The sequence below is a fragment of the Streptomyces sp. NPDC037203 genome, assembly GCF_055605065.1.
In genome coordinates this window covers 873,943-890,786 of sequence record NZ_JBVJUC010000002.1, presented here as the reverse complement: position 1 = coordinate 890,786, position 16,844 = coordinate 873,943, and the positions used below count along the sequence as shown (strand labels likewise).

Here is a 16,844-nt window from a genome sequence, read left to right as displayed (position 1 = left end):
CACACACAGTTTGAAAGGGCACCGCGCACACAAGAACGCGGCCCCGGACCGGAGTCCAGGGCCGCGTTCTCAGCGCTGCCGACGCCTACGGCGTACTACTCACCGTGGCCGGCGCTCAGTTGTCGTCCTCGTCGATCAGGAAACCGCGCATCGGCGAGGGGGCCTGGCCCATCGGGGACGGGCCCTGGGGGCGGACCGGAGCCATCGGCTGGGTCATGGCGGGCGTCATCTGCTGCTGACCGCCGTAGGACGGGCCGGACGACTGGGAGGGCGAGCCACCCATCGACTGGTTGCCGCCGTAGGACGGGGCGCTCGCGCCGGCCGGAGCCATGGAAGGCGCCGGGGACGGCGGCAGGGACGCGGCGGCCGGGGTGCGCGGCGGGGCCAGCGAGTCGTCGGCCTGGGTCTCCAGCTGGCGCAGCTGCGACTCCAGGTACGACTTCAGGCGCGTGCGGTACTCGCGTTCGAAGCCGCGCAGGTCCTCGACCTTGCGCTCCAGCGTGGCGCGAGCGGACTCCAGGGAGCCCATCGCGACGCGGTGCTTCTCCTGCGCGTCCCGCTCCAGGGCGTCGGCCTTGGCACGGGCGTCACGCTCCAGACCCTCGGCGCGGCTGCGGGCCTCGCCGACGATCTTGTTGGCCTCGGAGCGGGCCTCGGCGATCGCCTGGTCGGCGGTCTGCTGGGCCAGCGAGAGGACACGGGCGGCGCTGTCGCCGCCGGGGCCCTGACCGGGACCGCCCATGGGACCGCCCATCGGGCCACCCATCGGACCGCCCATGGGGCCACCCATCTGCTGCTGCATGGGCGGCTGACCGCCCATCGGGCCCTGACCCATCGAACCCTGGCCCATGCCGCCCTGGCCCATGGGGCCCTGTCCCATCGGACCCTGGCCCATCGGGCCGGGACCCTGCGGACCACCCTGCCCACTGGGACCGGCGGGCAGCTGCGGGGCACCGCTCGGCAGCTGGGGCGGACCACCCATGGGGCCACCCATCTGCTGCTGCGGCGGGCCCGATATGCCGGCGGGTACCGGAGCGCCGGGACCTCGCATGCCCTGCTGTTGCTGCTGTTCCTGCTCCGGAGGCTTCCGGGCGTTCTGTTGGTTCTGCGCCGCGGCCCGCGTGGCGGCGGCCAGCTTCGCGCGCAGGTCCTCGTTCTCCCGGAGCAGGCGGGTCAGTTCGGCTTCGACCTCATCGAGGAAGGCATCGACCTCGTCCTCGTCATAGCCTTCTCGGAGGCGGACGGTCGTGAACTGCTTGTTCCGCACGTCCTCGGGGGTCAACGGCATCTCTTCACCTCAACGTAGTCATCGGCAGTCGGCAAGACCGGATCGTCCACACGCTCATCTCACGAAGTTCTGCACGATGGCGATGAGAATGTAGACGATGATCATCAGTACGAAGAAGGACAGGTCGAGCGCCACGCCCCCGAGACGCAGCGGCGGAATGAACCGCCGCAGAAGCTTCAGCGGTGGATCGGTGACAGTGTAGGTGGCCTCCAGTACGACCACCATCGCCTTGCCGGGTTGCCACGAGCGGGCGAACTGGAAGACGTAGTCCATGACCAGCCGGAAGATGAGCACGACGAGAAACACCATCAGCGCGATGTAGATCACCTGCGCGAACACGCCCATGGCCTGTGTTTCCCTCTCCCCTGTTCCGAGCTCTTGCGTACTGCGGTCCGGTCTGCGTCTCAGCTCTGGTTGAAGAACCCGCCCTCTGCGATGCGGGCCTTGTCCTCCGCCGTGACATCGACGTTAGCAGGAGACAACAGGAACACCTTCTGCGTCACCCGCTCGATACTGCCGTGAAGACCAAACACCAAACCGGCCGCAAAGTCGACAAGTCGCTTCGCATCTGTGTCATCCATCTCGGTCAGATTCATGATCACCGGGGTGCCCTCACGGAAGTGTTCCCCGATGGTACGGGCCTCGTTGTAGGTCCGCGGGTGCAATGTGGTGATCCGGTAAGGCTCTCGTTCCGACACGACCTTGGGCATGATCACCGGCGCGTTCTTCTCCAGGGACTGACGTTCTTGTGTGATGGACGCCACGGGCGCGATCCGCGCCGGGCGACCCGATTCCGCGGGTAGCGAAGCCGCTCTGGAGACCGGTTCGCGAGGCGCCGGAGGCTGCACCACTCGCACCGATTCATCCCTTTGGGGCTGATGTGCATCATGCGGTTGATGCAACGGCTCGTGCCGTCGGTGGTCGCGCTCGGGCTCCGGGTCCAACTCGGGCTCGAAATCGTCATCGGGGTCGAATCCGCGGCCGTCGTACCCATCGTCCTCCACGAGGCCGAGGTAGACCGCCATCTTGCGCATCGCGCCGGCCATGCTCTGAGTCCTCCGCTCTGTGGTGGATCGGCTGACGACTGCCAAGTGCCCGCGATCCACGCGGTCGTTGTGTCCGTTTCGCGAACACTGACCATATTTTCTGCTGTGGTCCGACTTCCTGGCGACGTTACCCGAGCCGGGGACGGACGCCGAGTACCGCAGTGCCGACGCGCACATGTGTCGCCCCGGCCGCCACGGCCTGCTCGAGGTCCGCACTCATCCCTGCCGACACCATGGTTGCAGCCGGATGGACTCGGCGCAGGTGGGTCGACAAATCCATGAGGCGCTCGAACGCCGCCTGTTCGCGTCCCGCGTACTCGCCGGTGAGCGGAGCGACCGTCATCAGACCGTCGAGCCGCAGCCCCGGCGAGCCGGCGACGAGGTCGGCCAACTCTTCGATTCCTTCGGGGGCTACACCCCCGCGCTCGCCCCGGCCGTCGGCACCGGCGTCGAGCGCGACCTGGATCAGGCACCCCACTTCGCGCCCGGCGCGCACCGCCTCCTTGGAGAGCGCGGTGACGAGCCGCGCGCGGTCGATCGACTGCACGACGTCGGCGTAACCGACCACGGAACGCACCTTGTTGGTCTGCAACTGGCCGACAAAATGCCATTTCAGGGGCAGATCCGCACAAGCCGCCGCCTTCGGCGCGGCGTCCTGGTCGCGGTTCTCGGCGACATGGCTCACACCGAGTTCCGACAGGAACCGCACATCGCTCGCCGGGTAGGTCTTGGTGACCACGATCAGGGTCACGTCCTCCCGCCGCCGGCCCGCGGATGCGCAGGCGCGGGCGATGCGCTGCTCCACATGCGCCAGATTCCCGGCGAGTTCGGTCTTACGGTCCGTCATGCCCCATCAGTCCAGCCAGACATAGGCCGCGAGCCGCCCCGTGGTGCGGTCCCGGCGGTAAGAGAAGTGGTCCCCCGACTCCAGCGTGCACACCGGCGAATGCGCCCGGTCGCACACCCCGAGCCGGTCGAGCTGCGCGTGCACTCCGGCGCTCACGTCGACCGCCGGTGTGCCCCAGCTGGTTTCAGCGTGCGCCGTCGGCTCCACCGCCGCCACCTCGGCCCGCATGGTCTCCGGCACCTCGTAGCACCGGCCACAGACGGCCGGCCCGGTGCGGGCGACGATCCGCTCGGACACGGCGCCGAGTTCGACCATGGCCCGTACGGCGGCGGGGACGACCCCCTTGACCATGCCGGGCCGGCCCGCGTGGGCCGCGGCGGCGATCCCCGCGACGGGGTCGGCGAGCAGCACCGGCACGCAGTCGGCGGTGAGCACGGCGAGGGCGAGTCCGCGCCGTGCGGTGACGAGGGCGTCGACCTCCGGCGCGGGCCGGGTGCCCCAGGGCTCGTCCACCACGGCCACCTCGGCACCGTGCACCTGGTTCATCCACACCACGCGGGCGGGGTCCAGGTCGAGTGCCCTGGCGGCGAGTTCCCGGTTGGTCCGGACCGCCTCGGGCGTGTCGCCGACCGCGCCGCCGAGGTTCAGCTCCTCATACGGAGCGGCGCTCACCCCGCCCCACCGGTCGGTGAAGGCGAAGTGCGCGCCGCTGACGCTCTCGCGCTGTCCTATCACTTGAGGAAGTCCGGGACGTCCAGTTCCTCGGCCGCGCTGTCCGAGTAGGCGGGGCGCGGCGCCGGGGTGATCGGCGGGGCGACCGGGATGTCGGCCACCGGCTCGGGGGCCGGCTCCGGCTCCTCCTTCGGCTTCACGCTGCCGAGCGAGCCGAAGGACGGACGGCTCTCGGACTGCCGTACCGGAGCGGGCTCCTCGCGGCGGGCGGGGGGCGGCGTGGACGCCGAGCCGAGGGTGCTCTCCCGGCGGGCCGGCGGCTGGCCGCCGTCGAAGCCGGCCGCGATCACGGTGACGCGCACCTCGTCGCCGAGGGCGTCGTCGATGACCGCGCCGAAGATGATGTTGGCCTCGGGGTGGGCGGCCTCGCTGACCAGTTGCGCCGCCTCGTTGATCTCGAAGAGGCCCAGGTCGGAGCCGCCGGAGATGGAGAGCAGCACGCCGCGGGCGCCGTCGATGGACGCCTCCAGGAGCGGCGAGGAGATCGCCATCTCGGCGGCGGCCACCGCGCGGTCGTCGCCGCGGGCGGAGCCGATGCCCATGAGGGCCGAACCGGCCTCGGACATGACCGACTTCACGTCGGCGAAGTCCAGGTTGATCAGGCCCGGAGTGGTGATGAGGTCGGTGATGCCCTGGACACCGGAGAGCAGGACCTGGTCGGCGGACTTGAAGGCGTCCAGGACCGAGACCTGGCGGTCCGAGATGGACAGCAGCCGGTCGTTCGGGATGACGATGAGGGTGTCGACCTCTTCGCGCAGCTCGGCGATGCCGTCCTCGGCCTGGTTCGCGCGGCGCCGTCCCTCGAAGGTGAACGGGCGCGTGACCACGCCGATGGTGAGGGCGCCCAGGGAGCGCGCGATGTTGGCCACGACGGGTGCGCCGCCGGTGCCGGTGCCGCCGCCTTCACCGGCGGTCACGAAGACCATGTCGGCCCCCTTGAGGACCTCCTCGATCTCCTCGCGGTGGTCCTCGGCGGCCTTGCGGCCGACGGCCGGGTTGGCGCCGGCGCCGAGTCCGCGGGTGAGTTCCCTGCCGACGTCCAGCTTGACGTCGGCGTCGCTCATCAACAGCGCCTGCGCGTCGGTGTTGATGGCGATGAACTCGACACCCTTGAGACCGACCTCGATCATCCGGTTGATGGCATTGACACCACCGCCGCCGACACCGATGACCTTGATGACTGCGAGGTAGTTCTGCGGTGCTGCCACGTCGAAGGCCTCTCGCCTCGAATTACGTCGTCGCCACCGGGCGGTTGCCCGCGCCGTGACGACAGATGCCGAATGGGACGGTCCGTAGCGCCGACCCGAACCCTAAGCCTGAAGTTTAGGGTTACCAGTGTGTCTGTTCCCTGGAGTCTTCTGAACAGGACACTAAGTCGACAAGTGGCGCCCGTTCAACGAACACGCCGAACCTCCCGTTTTTCTTTTCACCCTATGTGATCAGCCATAGCCGTGCCCAACCAGGGTGCTGGCCTGCACTGATGCGCGTCAACTCGCCGATGACGCAGGGGCGGTGGGGACGCTGACGTCGAAGTGGCGCGCGCCGGGAGCTGCTTTCATGAGTGCCGTGAGGGTCCGTGCCTTGGCGCGGCCGCTCTCCGCGCTTCCCCAGGCCACGACGCGGCCGTCGGTCAACTCCAGCCGGATGTCGTCGTAGGAGTGGACCTCGACGGTGCCGGTGAGGCGGCGGACGGGGCCCGGCAGTTCGCCGGCGACCAGGACCGCCTCGCGGGTCAGCCGGTCGGTGCCGAAGCGCCGCAGGCTCGCGGCGGCCGAGCCCGAGGCGGACACCGACATCCGCAGCAGCGGGATGCCTCCGGGCGCCTGGGAGACGGTGGCGAACCGGACACCCTTGTGGTCGACTTCGAGGAAGTTCCCGCCTTTTCGGACCAGGAGGACCGCGGTCCGCTCGGTCACCTTCAGCTCGATGCCGTGCGGCCAGGAACGGGACACGTCGACCGTGTCAATTCGTGGCAGTTTGCGACGGGTTCGGGCCGCGATGGCTTCGGTGTCGACCGACATCAGGGGCGCTCCCACCGGTACGGCGGCGGCGGCACGCACCTCGGCGGGCGTCAGCACCCGCGTTCCGGAAACCGGGACGCGCTCGACGCGCAGCCACGGGGAGCCGTACAACACCCATACCGAACCGGCCGTTACGAGCACCACGACCAGCGCCAGGATGACGATCGTACGAAGACGTAGTCGCTTTATCGTTCGGGCGAGCGGCGGGCCGGACGACTCCTGCTGGCGTTCCCCACGTTCACGAGTCGCTGGTCCGGCCACGCCCACTACCCTTTCGTCATACGGTCCTAACGGCGCGAGGCGATGGCCTCGTACACCATGCCGACGAGGAGGTCGTCGGCGTCCCGGCGGCCGAACTCGCTTGCGGCGCGGGACATCTCGTAGAGCCGGTGCGGGTCGGCGAGCACGGGCAGCACGTTGTTCTGTACCCACTCGGGCGTCAGTTCCGCGTCGTCCACGAGGAGTCCGCCGCCCGCCTTGACCACCGGCTGGGCGTTCAGCCGCTGTTCGCCGTTGCCGATGGGCAGCGGTACGTAGGCGGCCGGCAGTCCGACGGCGGAGAGTTCGGCGACGGTCATCGCGCCCGCGCGGCAGAGCATCATGTCGGCCGCGGCGTACGCGAGGTCCATCCGGTCCAGGTAACTTACCGGGATGTAGGGGGGCATCCCCGGCATCTGCTGGACATGCGGCAGTTCGTTCTTCGGGCCGACCGCGTGCAGGATCTGGATGCCGGCCTGCTGGAGCCACGGGGCGACCTGCTGGACGACCTCGTTGAGCCGGCGCGCGCCCTGCGAGCCGCCGGAGACCAGCAGCGTGGGCAGGTTGGGGTCGAGGCCGAAGCGGTGCCGGGCCTCGGGGCGCACGGCGGCGCGGTCCAGCGTAGCGATGGAGCGGCGCAGCGGGATGCCGATGTAGCGGGCGCCGCGCAGCTTGCTGTCCGGCGTGGAGACGGCGACCTGCGCCGCGTACCGGGACCCGATCTTGTTGGCCAGGCCGGGGCGGGCGTTGGCCTCGTGGATCACGATGGGCACGCCGAGCCGCTTGGCGGCGAGGTAGGCGGGCAGCGCGACGTAGCCGCCGAAGCCGGCCACGGCGTCCGCCTTGGTGCGTTCGAGGATCTGCTCGGCGGCCTTGATGGTGCCGCGCAGCCGGCCCGGAACGGTGATCAGCTCGGGAGTGGGCTTGCGCGGCAGCGGCACCGCCGGGATCAGCGCCAGCTCGTAGCCGCGCTCCGGGACGAGCCGGGTCTCCAGGCCGCGCTCCGTGCCCAGGGCCGTGATCCCCACGCTCGGGTCCTGCCTGCGCAGGGCGTCCGCGAGGGCGAGCGCGGGCTCGATGTGGCCGGCGGTCCCTCCACCGGCGAGTACGACATGCACCGAAATTCACCGCTCTCCGGACGAACGCGCCGCCGAGGCACGCCGTCGCATCGTGTTCCATCTCCGAGGCCCCCGATCCGCTCCGGGGCCTCCCGCCCGCTTTCTACCAAAGCGAGGTTGCCGCAGCGCAAGCGCCGTCCGCGCAGCGGGGTCGTCGCGCGCGAACGCGATCAGCAGCCCGATGGCGAACATGGTCGGCAGCAGGGCGGATCCTCCGTAGGAGAACAGCGGGAGCGGGACACCGGCGATCGGCAGCAGGCCGAGCACCGCACCGATGTTGATCACCGCCTGAGCGATGATCCAGGTGGTCACGCCTCCCGCGGCGTACCTCACGAAGGGGTCTTTCGTGCGTCCGGCCACGCGGATACCCGCATAGCCTAGAGCCGCGAACAGGGCGAGCACCGACAGTGTCCCCGCCAGGCCCAGTTCCTCACCGGTGACCGCGAAGATGAAGTCGGTGTGCGCTTCCGGCAGTTGACCCCATTTTTCCACACTCGCGCCGAGGCCGGAGCCGAAGAGTCCGCCGGAGGCGAGCGCGTAGATGCCGTGCACGGCCTGCCAGCAGTCGGCGCCGCGGGCCCGCGGTTCGGTGGCGCCGATGCAGGCGAGGCGGGCCATCCGGTTGGGGCTGGTCTCGATCAGGATCACCCCGATCACCACCGCGACCGACAGGACGCCCGAGAACAGCCGGGTCGGCGCGCCCGCGAGCCACAGCAGTCCGAACAGGATCGCTGTGAGAATGATCGCGGTACCCATGTCGCCGCCCAGCATGATCAGTCCGAGCAGCAGGAAGGCGACCGGCACCAGCGGCACCAGCATGTGCTTCCACTGGGTGAGCAGCTTCCGCTCCTGCTTGCGGGCGATCAGGTCGGCGCCCCACAGCACCAGGGCGAGCTTGCCGAACTCGCTGGGCTGGATCTGGAAGGAGCCGCCCAGCGAGATCCAGTTCTGGTTGCCGTTGACCGACATCCCTATTCCGGGGACCTGCACCAGGGCCATCATGAAGACGGCACCGGCCAGGATCGGATAGGCCAGCGCCCGGTGCAGCTTCACCGGCATCCGGGAGGCCGCGAACAGCAGGATGCCGCCGATCACGGCGGCCAGCAGCTGCTTGCGGAAGAAGTACGAGCCCGGCAGCGACATCTGGAGCGCGGTGACCTGGGAGGCCGAGTAGACCATCACCAGGCCGAGCACCGTGATCAGGACGCTGCCGCCGACGATCAGGTAATAGGCGGTCAGCGGCCGGTCCCAGGCCCGCCGGGCACGCGTGACGAACCGCTGTACCGGGTTCTCGCGCACGGACCTGGACAGGACGGGCCGCCGGGAGGCCCGCTGCACGGGGGGCTTTCCGGTACGGCTACTGGGCATCGGCGCCTCCACTGGACGTCGGCCGCCCCACGCGTCCCTCCCTGGGATCCACCCGGCGGGCGGCCGGGATCAGGCGCGGAGTTCGCCGACCGCCGTCGCGAACGCGTCACCGCGCTGGTTGTAGTTGGTGAACATGTCCATGGAGGCGCAGGCCGGAGCGAGAAGCACCGTGTCGCCGGCGACCGCGAGCCGCCTGGCCTCCGTCACCGCCTGGAGCATCGCCCCAGTGTCGGTCCGGTCGAGGTCGACCACGGGTACTTCCGGGGCGTGTCGCGCAAGGGCCTCGCGGATCAGGGCCCGGTCGGCGCCGATCAGGACGACGGCGCGCAGGTGCTTGGCCGAGGCGGCGACCAGTTCGTCGAAGGTCGCGCCCTTGGCGAGGCCGCCCGCGATCCAGACGACCGACTCGTACGCCGCCAACGATGCCTGCGCGGCATGGGTGTTGGTCGCCTTGGAGTCGTCCACGTAGGCCACGCCGTCGATGTCGGCGACGTGCTCGATGCGGTGGGCGTCCGGCCGGAAGGCGCGCAGTCCGTCCCGTACGGCCTGGGCGGGCACCCCGAAGGCGCGCGCGAGGGCCGCCGCCGCGAGGGCGTTGGCGATGTTGTGCGGGGCCGGCGGCCGGACGTCGGAGACCTCGGCCAGTTCCTGCGCGTTCTTCTGCCGGTTCTCGACGAAGGCGCGGTCGACCAGGATGCCGTCCACGACGCCGAGTTGGGAGGGTCCGGGGGTGCCGAGGGTGAACCCGACGGCCCGGCAGCCCTCTTCGACGTCGGCCTCGCGCACCAGGTCCTCGGTGACCTTGTCGGCCACGTTGTAGACGCAGGCGACCTGGTTGCCCTCGTAGATACGGCCCTTGTCCGCGGCGTACGCCGCCATGGAGCCGTGCCAGTCGAGGTGGTCGGGCGCGAGGTTGAGGACGGCGGCGGAGTGGGCGCGCAGCGAGGGCGCCCAGTGCAGCTGGTAGCTGGACAGCTCCACGGCGAGGACGTCGTACGTCTCCTCGCCCAGGACGGCGTCCAGCAGCGAGACCCCGATGTTGCCGACGGCCGCCGTGCGCAGCCCGGCCGCCTCCAGGATGGAGGCGAGCATCCGCACGGTGGTGGTCTTGCCGTTGGTGCCGGTGACGGCCAGCCAGGGGGCCGCGTCGGGTCCCCGCAGCCGCCAGGCCAGCTCCACATCGCCCCAGACCGGCACGCCCGCCTTGTCGGCCGCCTGGAACAGCGGCTTGCCGGGCTGCCAGCCGGGGGTGGTGACGATCAGCTCGGTGCCCTCCGGGAGGGTCGCCCCGTCGCCCAGGCGCACGGTGATGCCGAGCGCCCGGAGCCCTTCGGCCTGCTCGCGGGCGCGGGCGTCGTCGCCTTCGTTGACGACCGTGACGATCGCGCCGCGCGCGTGCAGGGCCCTGGCCGCCGGGATGCCGGAGACGCCGAGTCCCGCGACGGTGACGTGCATGCCCTCTACGTCGAAGGGCGCCGAGCCGGTGGTCATTTTTCCGCTGCCCATCCCGCGTAGAAGAGGCCGAGTCCGACGATCACGCAGATGCCCTGGATGATCCAGAAGCGGACCACGACCAGGACCTCGGACCAGCCCTTGAGTTCGAAGTGGTGCTGGAGTGGCGCCATCCGGAAGACGCGCTTCCCGGTGAGCCGGAAGGAGCCGACCTGGATGACGACCGACATGGTGATGAGGACGAACAGACCGCCCATGATGGCCACCAGCAGCTCCGTGCGGGAGAGGATGGCCAGGCCGGTGAGGACACCGCCGAGGGCGAGCGAGCCGGTGTCGCCCATGAAGATCTTCGCCGGCGAGGTGTTCCACCACAGGAAGCCCAGGCAGGCACCCATCAGCGCGGAGGCGACCACGGCGAGGTCGAGTGGGTCGCGCACCTCGTAGCAGGCGGCCGGGTTGGTCAGGGTCTGCGCGTTGGCGCAGGACTCCTGGTACTGCCAGACGCCGATGAACGTGTAGGCGCCGAAGACGAGGACGGAGGCGCCGGTGGCGAGACCGTCCAGACCGTCGGTCAGGTTCACGCCGTTCGACATCGCGAGGATCATGAACAGCGCCCAGATGACGAACAGCACCGGGCCGATCGACCAGCCGAAGTCCGTGATGAACGACAGCTTGGTGGAGGCCGGGGTGTTGCCGCGGGCGTCGGGGAACATCAGCGCCAGTACGGCGAAGGCGATGCCGACGATCAGCTGGCCGGCCATCTTCGCCTTCGCCCGCAGGCCCAGCGAACGCCGCTTGACGATCTTGATGTAGTCGTCCAGGAAGCCGACCAGGCCCATGCCGACCATCAGGCCGAGCACCAGCAGACCGGAGAACGTCGGCGGCTTGCCGGTGATCACCTTGGACAGGAAGTACGCGGCGACCGTCGCCAGGATGAAGGCGATACCACCCATGGTCGGCGTACCGCGCTTGCTGAGGTGCTCGCGCGGGCCGTCGTCGCGGATGAACTGGCCGTAGCCCTTGCGGGCCAGGAGCTTGATCAGCAGCGGGGTGCCGACCAGGGTGAGGAAGAGGCCAATGACACCCGAGAACAGGATCTGGTTCATCATCGGGCGGCAACCTCACCCTCGGCGCCGGTCTCCAGCAGCGCCGCGGCGACACCTTCGAGCCCCACCGAACGGGACGCCTTCACGAGGACGACGTCCCCCGGACGCAACTCGCTGCGCAACAGGTCGATCGCCGCCTGTGCGTCGGACACGTGCACCGACTCCTCACCCCACGAACCCTCGTTATATGCGCCCAGTTGCAGCCAGGAGGCCTCAATCCCCCCGACGGCGACGAGCTTGCTGACGTTGAGCCGGACGGCGAGCCGTCCGACGGCGTCGTGCTCGGCGAGCGCCTCGTCCCCCAGCTCGGCCATCTTGCCGAGCACCGCCCAGGTGCGCCGCCCCTTGCCCATGGCCGCGAGTGCCCGGAGGGCGGCCCGCACGGACTCGGGGTTGGCGTTGTAGGCGTCGTTGACGATGGTCACGCCGTCCGGGCGCTCGGTGACCTCCATGCGCCAGCGGGAGAGGGAGCCCGCCCCGGAGAGCGCGGTGGCGATCTCTTCCGCGGACATGCCCAGCTCATGGGCGACGGCGGCCGCGGCGAGCGCGTTCGACACGTGATGCTCACCGTACAGGCGCATGGTCACATCGGCTGCACCGGAGGGTGTGTGAAGCCTGAAGGAAGGCTGTCCGGTGTCCGTGAGTCGTACATTCTCGGCACGTACGTCCGCTTCGGCCGACTCTCCGAAAAGGACCACCTTCGCCTTGGTTCGCGGTGCCATGGCGCGCACCAGCGGGTCGTCGGCGTTGAGGACCGCCGCGCCGTCCTCGGGCAGCCCCTCGATGATCTCGCCCTTGGCCTGCGCGATCTGCTCGCGTCCGCCGAACTCGCCGATGTGCGCGGAGCCGACGTTGAGGACGACGCCGATCCGCGGCGGGGTGAGGCCGGTGAGGTAGCGGATGTGGCCGATGCCGCGGGCGCCCATCTCCAGGACCAGGAAACGGGTTTCCTCGGTGGCGGTGAGGGCGGTCAGCGGCAGCCCGATCTCGTTGTTGAACGAACCCGGTGTGAACACCGTGGGCGCCTTGTCGCTCAGCACCTGGGCGATGAGGTCCTTGGTGCTGGTCTTGCCCGCCGAGCCGGTCAGGGCGACGAGGGTCGCGCCGAGCTTGCCGACGACGTGCCGGGCGAGGGCACCGAGGGCGTTCTGGACGTCCTCGACCACGATCGCGGGCACACCGACCGGGCGCGACGCCAGTACGGCGACCGCGCCCGCCCCGACGACCTGCGGTGCGAAGTCGTGGCCGTCCACGCGCTCGCCGACGAAGGCGGCGAACAGGCTGCCGGGCACCACCTCGCGGGAGTCCCGGACGACCGGTCCGGTGACCTCGACGGACGGATCCGGTATGTCGTGCGTCTGCCCGCCGACGACAGCTGCGATCTCGGCGAGGGAGAGGGCGATCACAAGTTCATCCCTGGGTCTTCTGGATAGCTTCGCGAAGCACCTGGCGGTCGTCGAAGGGACGGACCACACCGGCGATGTCCTGGCCCTGCTCGTGGCCCTTGCCCGCGACCAGCACCGTGTCGCCGGCCTGGGCGCGGCCCACGGCGGCGGCGATGGCGGCGGCCCGCTCCTCGAAGAGGAGCACCTCGCCACGCTCGTGCGCGGGCACGGACGCCGCGCCCTGGAGCATGGTCGCGAGGATCGCGAGCGGGTCCTCGGAGCGGGGGTTGTCCGACGTCAGTACGGCCGTGTCGGCGAGCCGGGCCGCGGCGGCGCCCATCGGGGCGCGCTTGGTCTGGTCGCGGTCGCCGCCGCAGCCCAGGACGATGTGCACCCGGCCCTTGGTGACCTTGCGCAGTGCCTTGAGCACCGACTCGACCGCGTCGGTCTTGTGGGCGTAGTCCACGACCGCGAGGTAGGGCTGCCCGGCGTCGACGCGCTCCAGGCGGCCGGGGACGCCCGGAACGGCGGCGATGCCGTCGGCGGCGGCCTGCGGGTCGAGGCCGGCCGCGGCGAGGGCGACGATGGCGGCGAGGGTGTTGGCCACGTTGAAGGGTCCGGCCAGCGGCGACCTGGCCTGCACCCGCTCGCCGTTCGGGCCGAGGACCGTGAACGTCGAGTCCAGCGGGCCCACGTGGACGTGCTCGGCGCGCCAGTCGGCGTCGGGGTGGCCCTCGGCGGAGTAGGTGACGACGGGGACGGTGGCCTCGGCGGCGAGGCGGCGGCCGTACTCGTCGTCCGCGTTGACGACGCCGAGCCTGCTGCGCTTCGGCGTGAAGAGTTGTGCCTTGGCCCGGAAGTAGTCCTCCATGTCGGAGTGGAACTCCATGTGCTCCGGGCTGAGGTTGGTGAAGACCGCGATGTCGAAGACGCAGCCGTCGACCCGGCCGAGGACCAGGGCGTGGCTGGAGACCTCCATGGCGACCGCCTCGGTGCCGCGCTCGCGCATGACGGCGAACAGGGCCTGGAGGTCGGTGGCTTCGGGGGTGGTGCGCTCGGACTTGATGCGCTCGTCGCCGATGCGCGTCTCGACGGTGCCGATGAGACCGGTGGCCTTCGCGCTCTTGAGGCCGCCCTCGACCAGGTAGGCCGTGGTGGTCTTGCCGGAGGTGCCGGTGATGCCGATCTGGAGCAGGTCGCGGCCCGGCCGGCCGTAGATGGTGGCGGCCAGTTCGCCCATCAGGGCCCGCGGGTCGGGCACCACCAGGACCGGCAGGCCGGTCGCGGCGGCGCGCTCGGCACCGGCCGGGTCGGTCAGCACGGCGGCCGCGCCGAGGCCGGCGGCCTGGGTGACGAAGTCGGCGCCGTGCAGGCGGGCGCCCGGCAGGGCGGCGTACAGGTCGCCGGGGCGGACGGCGCGCGAGTCGTGGGTGATCCCGGTGATCTCGGCGGCGGCGTCCGGGGCGGCGGCACCCAGCTGATCGGCCAGCTCCGCGAGGGGTGTGGCGGAGACGTGGACCGGTCGCGGCGGTCCCGGATATGTCACGGAAGCGCCCTTCTGGGTGGTTTGGGACTGATCAGCGTGTGGCACGGCGGTGAGCGTACCGGGCGTACCGGCCTCGGAGCGAAGCGAGGGCTCGGGGCCCGCGTGGTTCCCGGGGCCTGGGGTGATCGTCGTCACTGGCTGATTCCTGTGCTTTCGGTGCTGGTCAGGGCTTGTAGTCGACCGGCAGGTTCGCGGGCGGCGCGCCGGTGGGCGGGACCTGGAGGGTCTTCAGGGCGAACTCCATGACCTTCTTGTAGATGGGCCCGCAGATCTGGCCGCCGAAGTAGCCTCCGGAGGTGGCGTTCTGGATGGCGCAGTAGACGGTGATGCGGGGCTTGTCCGCGGGGGCGAACCCGGCGAAGGACGAGGTGTAGCCGCGGTACCTGCCGGTGGCCGGATCCACTCGGTTGGCGGTGCCGGTCTTGCCGGCGACGTTGTAGCCGGGGATGCGCGCGGAGATGCCGGTGCCCTGTTCGTCGTCGACCACGGACTCCAGCATCTCGGCGACCGATTTGGCGGTCTTCGCGCTGACGACCCTGGTCTCTCCGGGCTTCGCGGCCGGGGTGAACCGTCCGTCGGGCCCCTTGGTGCCGCGAATCAGGGTCGGCTGGATGCGGACGCCGCCGTTGGCGATGGTCGAGTACACGGAGGCGGCCTGGAGGGCGTTGATGGAGAAGCCCTGCCCGAAGGGGATCGTGTACTGCTGCGAGGTGGACCACTTCTGCGGCGGCGCGAGGATGCCCGGCGTCTCGCCGGGGAAGCCCAGCCCGGTGTAGCTGCCGATGCCGAACTTGCGCAGGTAGGAGTAGAGGACCTGGTTGGCCTGCGGCTGGGTCTTGCCGAGCTGGCCGGTGGCGAGGATGGTGCCGATGTTGCTGGACTTGGCGAGCACGCCGTTGAGCGTGAGGTTCCAGGTGGCGTGGTCGACGTCGTCCTGGAACAGCCGGTCGCCGCGGTGCAGCCGGTTGGGTACGACGACGTGGGTGAGCGGGGTCGCCGCGTCCTCCTGGAGGACGGCCGCCATGGACATCACCTTGGCGGTGGAACCGGGCTCGTAGGCGTCCTGGACGGCCGCGTTGCCCAGGGCGTCCGGGTCCGCCTTGGAGAGGTCGTTGGGGTCGAACCCCGGCGCGTCGGCCATGGCGAGGATCTGGCCGGTGCGGGTGTCCTGGACGACGACGTAGCCGCGGTCGGCCCTGGACTTCTTGACCTGCTGGGTGATCGCGTCCTGGGCCGCCCACTGGATGTCGCGGTCGATGGTCAGCTCGACGTCGGAACCGGGCACCGCCGGGGTCTCGGCGGAGCCCGCGGTGGGCACCTCGCGGCCGCCGGACTGGGCGTAGCGGATCTTGCCGTTCTTGCCCGCGAGCTGCTTCTCCAGCATGCGTTCGATGCCGCCGCCGCCCTTGCCGTCGGCGTTCACCCAGCCCAGTATCGCGGCGGCGAGGTCGCCGTTGGGGTACACGCGCTGGCTGCTGGGGTCGGCGAAGACCCCGGCGAGTACGTTGACGGCGCCGGCCTTCTGGGCAAGCGCCGACTTCAGGTCCTTGATCTGCTTCCAGACCTGGGGGGTCTGCCGGGTGGCGAGCCGGGTGTAGCGGGAGTTCTTGTCGGCGGGCCGCAGCTTCTTCACCAGCGTGGCCTGGTCCTGGCCGAGGATCGGCGCGAGCAGCGCGGCGGCCCGCTCGGGGCCGTCGCTGATCTTCAGCTGCTTGGCGCTGAACATCGTCGGGTCGGCGGTGATGTCGTAGGCGTCCTCGCTGACGGCGAGGGCCACGCCGTTGCGGTCGGTGATCCCGCCGCGCTCGGCGGCCAGCGTGTGGACGACATACCGGTTCACCTCGGCCTTCGCGGCGTACGCGCTCGCCTCCACGGCCTGCACCTGGAGCAGCCGCACCACGAAGGTGAGCAGCACCAGGCCGAGGGCGAGGCCGACCAGGCGCAGCCGGGGTCGGGGGCTGCCGAGCCGCAGCGGGCGCTGCACGGGCACCCGGCCCGCGCTCGGGCGCCGGGCGGGACGGGCGCCGGGTCCTTGCTGCCGGCGGCCGGCGCCCTGCGGCCGGGGCGGCTTCGCGGGGCGGGGCACGCGGCGGCGCGGGGGTTCCCTGTCGGACACTTCCGTCACCTGCCGGGGGTCGGGGTGGGAGCGGACTGGGGGGCGAGGGCGGTCGGGGCCGTAAGGCCGGGAACCGCCGGGGCGGCGTTCTGCGGCGGGGCGGGGCTCGGCGTCCCGGTGGCCGTGAGGCCGGGCGGCGGGGTGAGGGTCAGGGACTCGGGGGCGGGCGGGCCGTCGAGGACGGCCGCGGGGGAGGCCGCGCCGGGTACGCCCCTGACCGTGCCGTTCGGATCGAGGAAGGCGGGGTCGCCGCCGGGGACCATGCCGAGTTCACGGGCCCGGCGCTGCAGGGCGTCGGGGGACGAGTAGGCGTCGATGTCCCGCTGGAGGGCCTGTTCCTCGTCGGTGAGGTTCTGGGTCCGCTTCTGGAGGTCGGCGAGTTTGAAGGAACCCTCGCTCAGGGCGGAGTTCAGTACCAGCAGCCCGATGAGGCCGCCGCCGAGGAGCAGGACGACGAGGAGGACGAAGGGGGTGCGGGCGGCCTTGGCGCGGCCGGCCGGAAAGAGCCGGGCGAGCCGGGCGGCCCGCCCTTTCAGTTCGGGTTTCCTAGGCACCGCTCCC

The 16,844-nt window shown here is 70.8% G+C and carries 15 protein-coding genes; all 15 read right to left on the bottom strand.

Annotated features, from left to right (window positions below):
- Positions 1-115: 115 nt before the first annotated feature.
- Positions 116-1,288 (bottom strand): DivIVA domain-containing protein, encoded by a 1,173-nt coding sequence (locus ACZ7EC_RS08505; RefSeq protein WP_471059461.1) that lies wholly within the window; start codon positions 1,286-1,288, stop codon positions 116-118.
- Positions 1,289-1,342: 54 nt separating this feature from the next.
- On the bottom strand, positions 1,343-1,633 hold the full coding sequence (locus tag ACZ7EC_RS08500) for a YggT family protein (protein WP_037653106.1): 291 nt from the start codon (positions 1,631-1,633) through the stop codon (positions 1,343-1,345).
- Between the two features lie 59 nt (positions 1,634-1,692).
- On the bottom strand, positions 1,693-2,334 hold the full coding sequence (locus ACZ7EC_RS08495; RefSeq protein WP_037653104.1) for a cell division protein SepF: 642 nt from the start codon (positions 2,332-2,334) through the stop codon (positions 1,693-1,695).
- A 127-nt stretch (positions 2,335-2,461) separates the two neighbouring features.
- Positions 2,462-3,181 carry a YggS family pyridoxal phosphate-dependent enzyme gene (locus tag ACZ7EC_RS08490; protein ID WP_471059459.1) on the bottom strand — a complete coding sequence of 240 codons (720 nt, stop codon included), beginning with the start codon at positions 3,179-3,181 and terminating at the stop codon, positions 2,462-2,464.
- A 6-nt stretch (positions 3,182-3,187) separates the two neighbouring features.
- On the bottom strand, positions 3,188-3,916 hold the full coding sequence (gene pgeF, locus ACZ7EC_RS08485) for a peptidoglycan editing factor PgeF (RefSeq protein WP_471059457.1): 729 nt from the start codon (positions 3,914-3,916) through the stop codon (positions 3,188-3,190).
- Positions 3,913-5,121, bottom strand: coding sequence for a cell division protein FtsZ (gene ftsZ / locus ACZ7EC_RS08480; RefSeq protein ID WP_471059455.1), 1,209 nt, complete (start codon positions 5,119-5,121; stop codon positions 3,913-3,915). The genes pgeF and ftsZ overlap by 4 nt, the downstream gene beginning before the upstream one ends.
- Before the next feature lie 279 nt (positions 5,122-5,400).
- Entirely contained in the window at positions 5,401-6,195 is a 795-nt protein-coding gene (locus ACZ7EC_RS08475; protein ID WP_471059453.1) for a cell division protein FtsQ/DivIB, read from the bottom strand.
- 26 nt (positions 6,196-6,221) lie between these two features.
- Positions 6,222-7,310 (bottom strand): undecaprenyldiphospho-muramoylpentapeptide beta-N-acetylglucosaminyltransferase, encoded by a 1,089-nt coding sequence (murG, locus tag ACZ7EC_RS08470; protein WP_397986401.1) that lies wholly within the window; start codon positions 7,308-7,310, stop codon positions 6,222-6,224.
- A 6-nt stretch (positions 7,311-7,316) separates the two neighbouring features.
- Positions 7,317-8,678 (bottom strand): putative lipid II flippase FtsW, encoded by a 1,362-nt coding sequence (gene ftsW, locus ACZ7EC_RS08465; protein ID WP_471059451.1) that lies wholly within the window; start codon positions 8,676-8,678, stop codon positions 7,317-7,319.
- A gap of 69 nt (positions 8,679-8,747) precedes the next feature.
- Positions 8,748-10,184 (bottom strand): UDP-N-acetylmuramoyl-L-alanine--D-glutamate ligase, encoded by a 1,437-nt coding sequence (murD, locus tag ACZ7EC_RS08460; RefSeq protein ID WP_471059449.1) that lies wholly within the window; start codon positions 10,182-10,184, stop codon positions 8,748-8,750.
- Complete coding sequence (gene mraY, locus ACZ7EC_RS08455; RefSeq protein ID WP_285553910.1) at positions 10,166-11,239, bottom strand: phospho-N-acetylmuramoyl-pentapeptide-transferase; 1,074 nt, start codon at positions 11,237-11,239, stop codon at positions 10,166-10,168. The genes murD and mraY overlap by 19 nt, the downstream gene beginning before the upstream one ends.
- Positions 11,236-12,642: a UDP-N-acetylmuramoyl-tripeptide--D-alanyl-D-alanine ligase gene (locus ACZ7EC_RS08450; protein WP_471059447.1), complete on the bottom strand. Its 1,407-nt coding sequence runs from the start codon at positions 12,640-12,642 to the stop codon at positions 11,236-11,238. Before ACZ7EC_RS08450 ends, mraY begins: the two co-directional genes overlap by 4 nt.
- Positions 12,643-12,646: 4 nt before the next feature.
- Complete coding sequence (locus ACZ7EC_RS08445) at positions 12,647-14,167, bottom strand: UDP-N-acetylmuramoyl-L-alanyl-D-glutamate--2,6-diaminopimelate ligase (protein ID WP_471059445.1); 1,521 nt, start codon at positions 14,165-14,167, stop codon at positions 12,647-12,649.
- Between the two features lie 163 nt (positions 14,168-14,330).
- Positions 14,331-16,283 carry a peptidoglycan D,D-transpeptidase FtsI family protein gene (locus tag ACZ7EC_RS08440; protein WP_471059443.1) on the bottom strand — a complete coding sequence of 651 codons (1,953 nt, stop codon included), beginning with the start codon at positions 16,281-16,283 and terminating at the stop codon, positions 14,331-14,333.
- Between the two features lie 5 nt (positions 16,284-16,288).
- Positions 16,289-16,837, bottom strand: a complete 549-nt coding sequence (gene ftsL, locus ACZ7EC_RS08435; RefSeq protein WP_471059441.1) for a cell division protein FtsL — start codon at positions 16,835-16,837, stop codon at positions 16,289-16,291.
- Positions 16,838-16,844: the final 7 nt, after the last annotated feature.

What these genes read in the sequence shown, in the direction of transcription:
- ACZ7EC_RS08505 (WP_471059461.1), bottom strand. Translation starts at nt 1,288, where the DNA reads ATGCCGTTGACCCCCGAGGACGTGCGGAACAAGCAGTTCACGACCGTC.
- murD (WP_471059449.1), bottom strand. Translation starts at nt 10,184, where the DNA reads ATGGGCAGCGGAAAAATGACCACCGGCTCGGCGCCCTTCGACGTAGAG.
- ACZ7EC_RS08490 (WP_471059459.1), bottom strand. Translation starts at nt 3,181, where the DNA reads ATGACGGACCGTAAGACCGAACTCGCCGGGAATCTGGCGCATGTGGAG.
- mraY (WP_285553910.1), bottom strand. Translation starts at nt 11,239, where the DNA reads ATGATGAACCAGATCCTGTTCTCGGGTGTCATTGGCCTCTTCCTCACC.
- ACZ7EC_RS08495 (WP_037653104.1), bottom strand. Translation starts at nt 2,334, where the DNA reads ATGGCCGGCGCGATGCGCAAGATGGCGGTCTACCTCGGCCTCGTGGAG.
- ftsW (WP_471059451.1), bottom strand. Translation starts at nt 8,678, where the DNA reads ATGCCCAGTAGCCGTACCGGAAAGCCCCCCGTGCAGCGGGCCTCCCGG.
- ACZ7EC_RS08500 (WP_037653106.1), bottom strand. Translation starts at nt 1,633, where the DNA reads ATGGGCGTGTTCGCGCAGGTGATCTACATCGCGCTGATGGTGTTTCTC.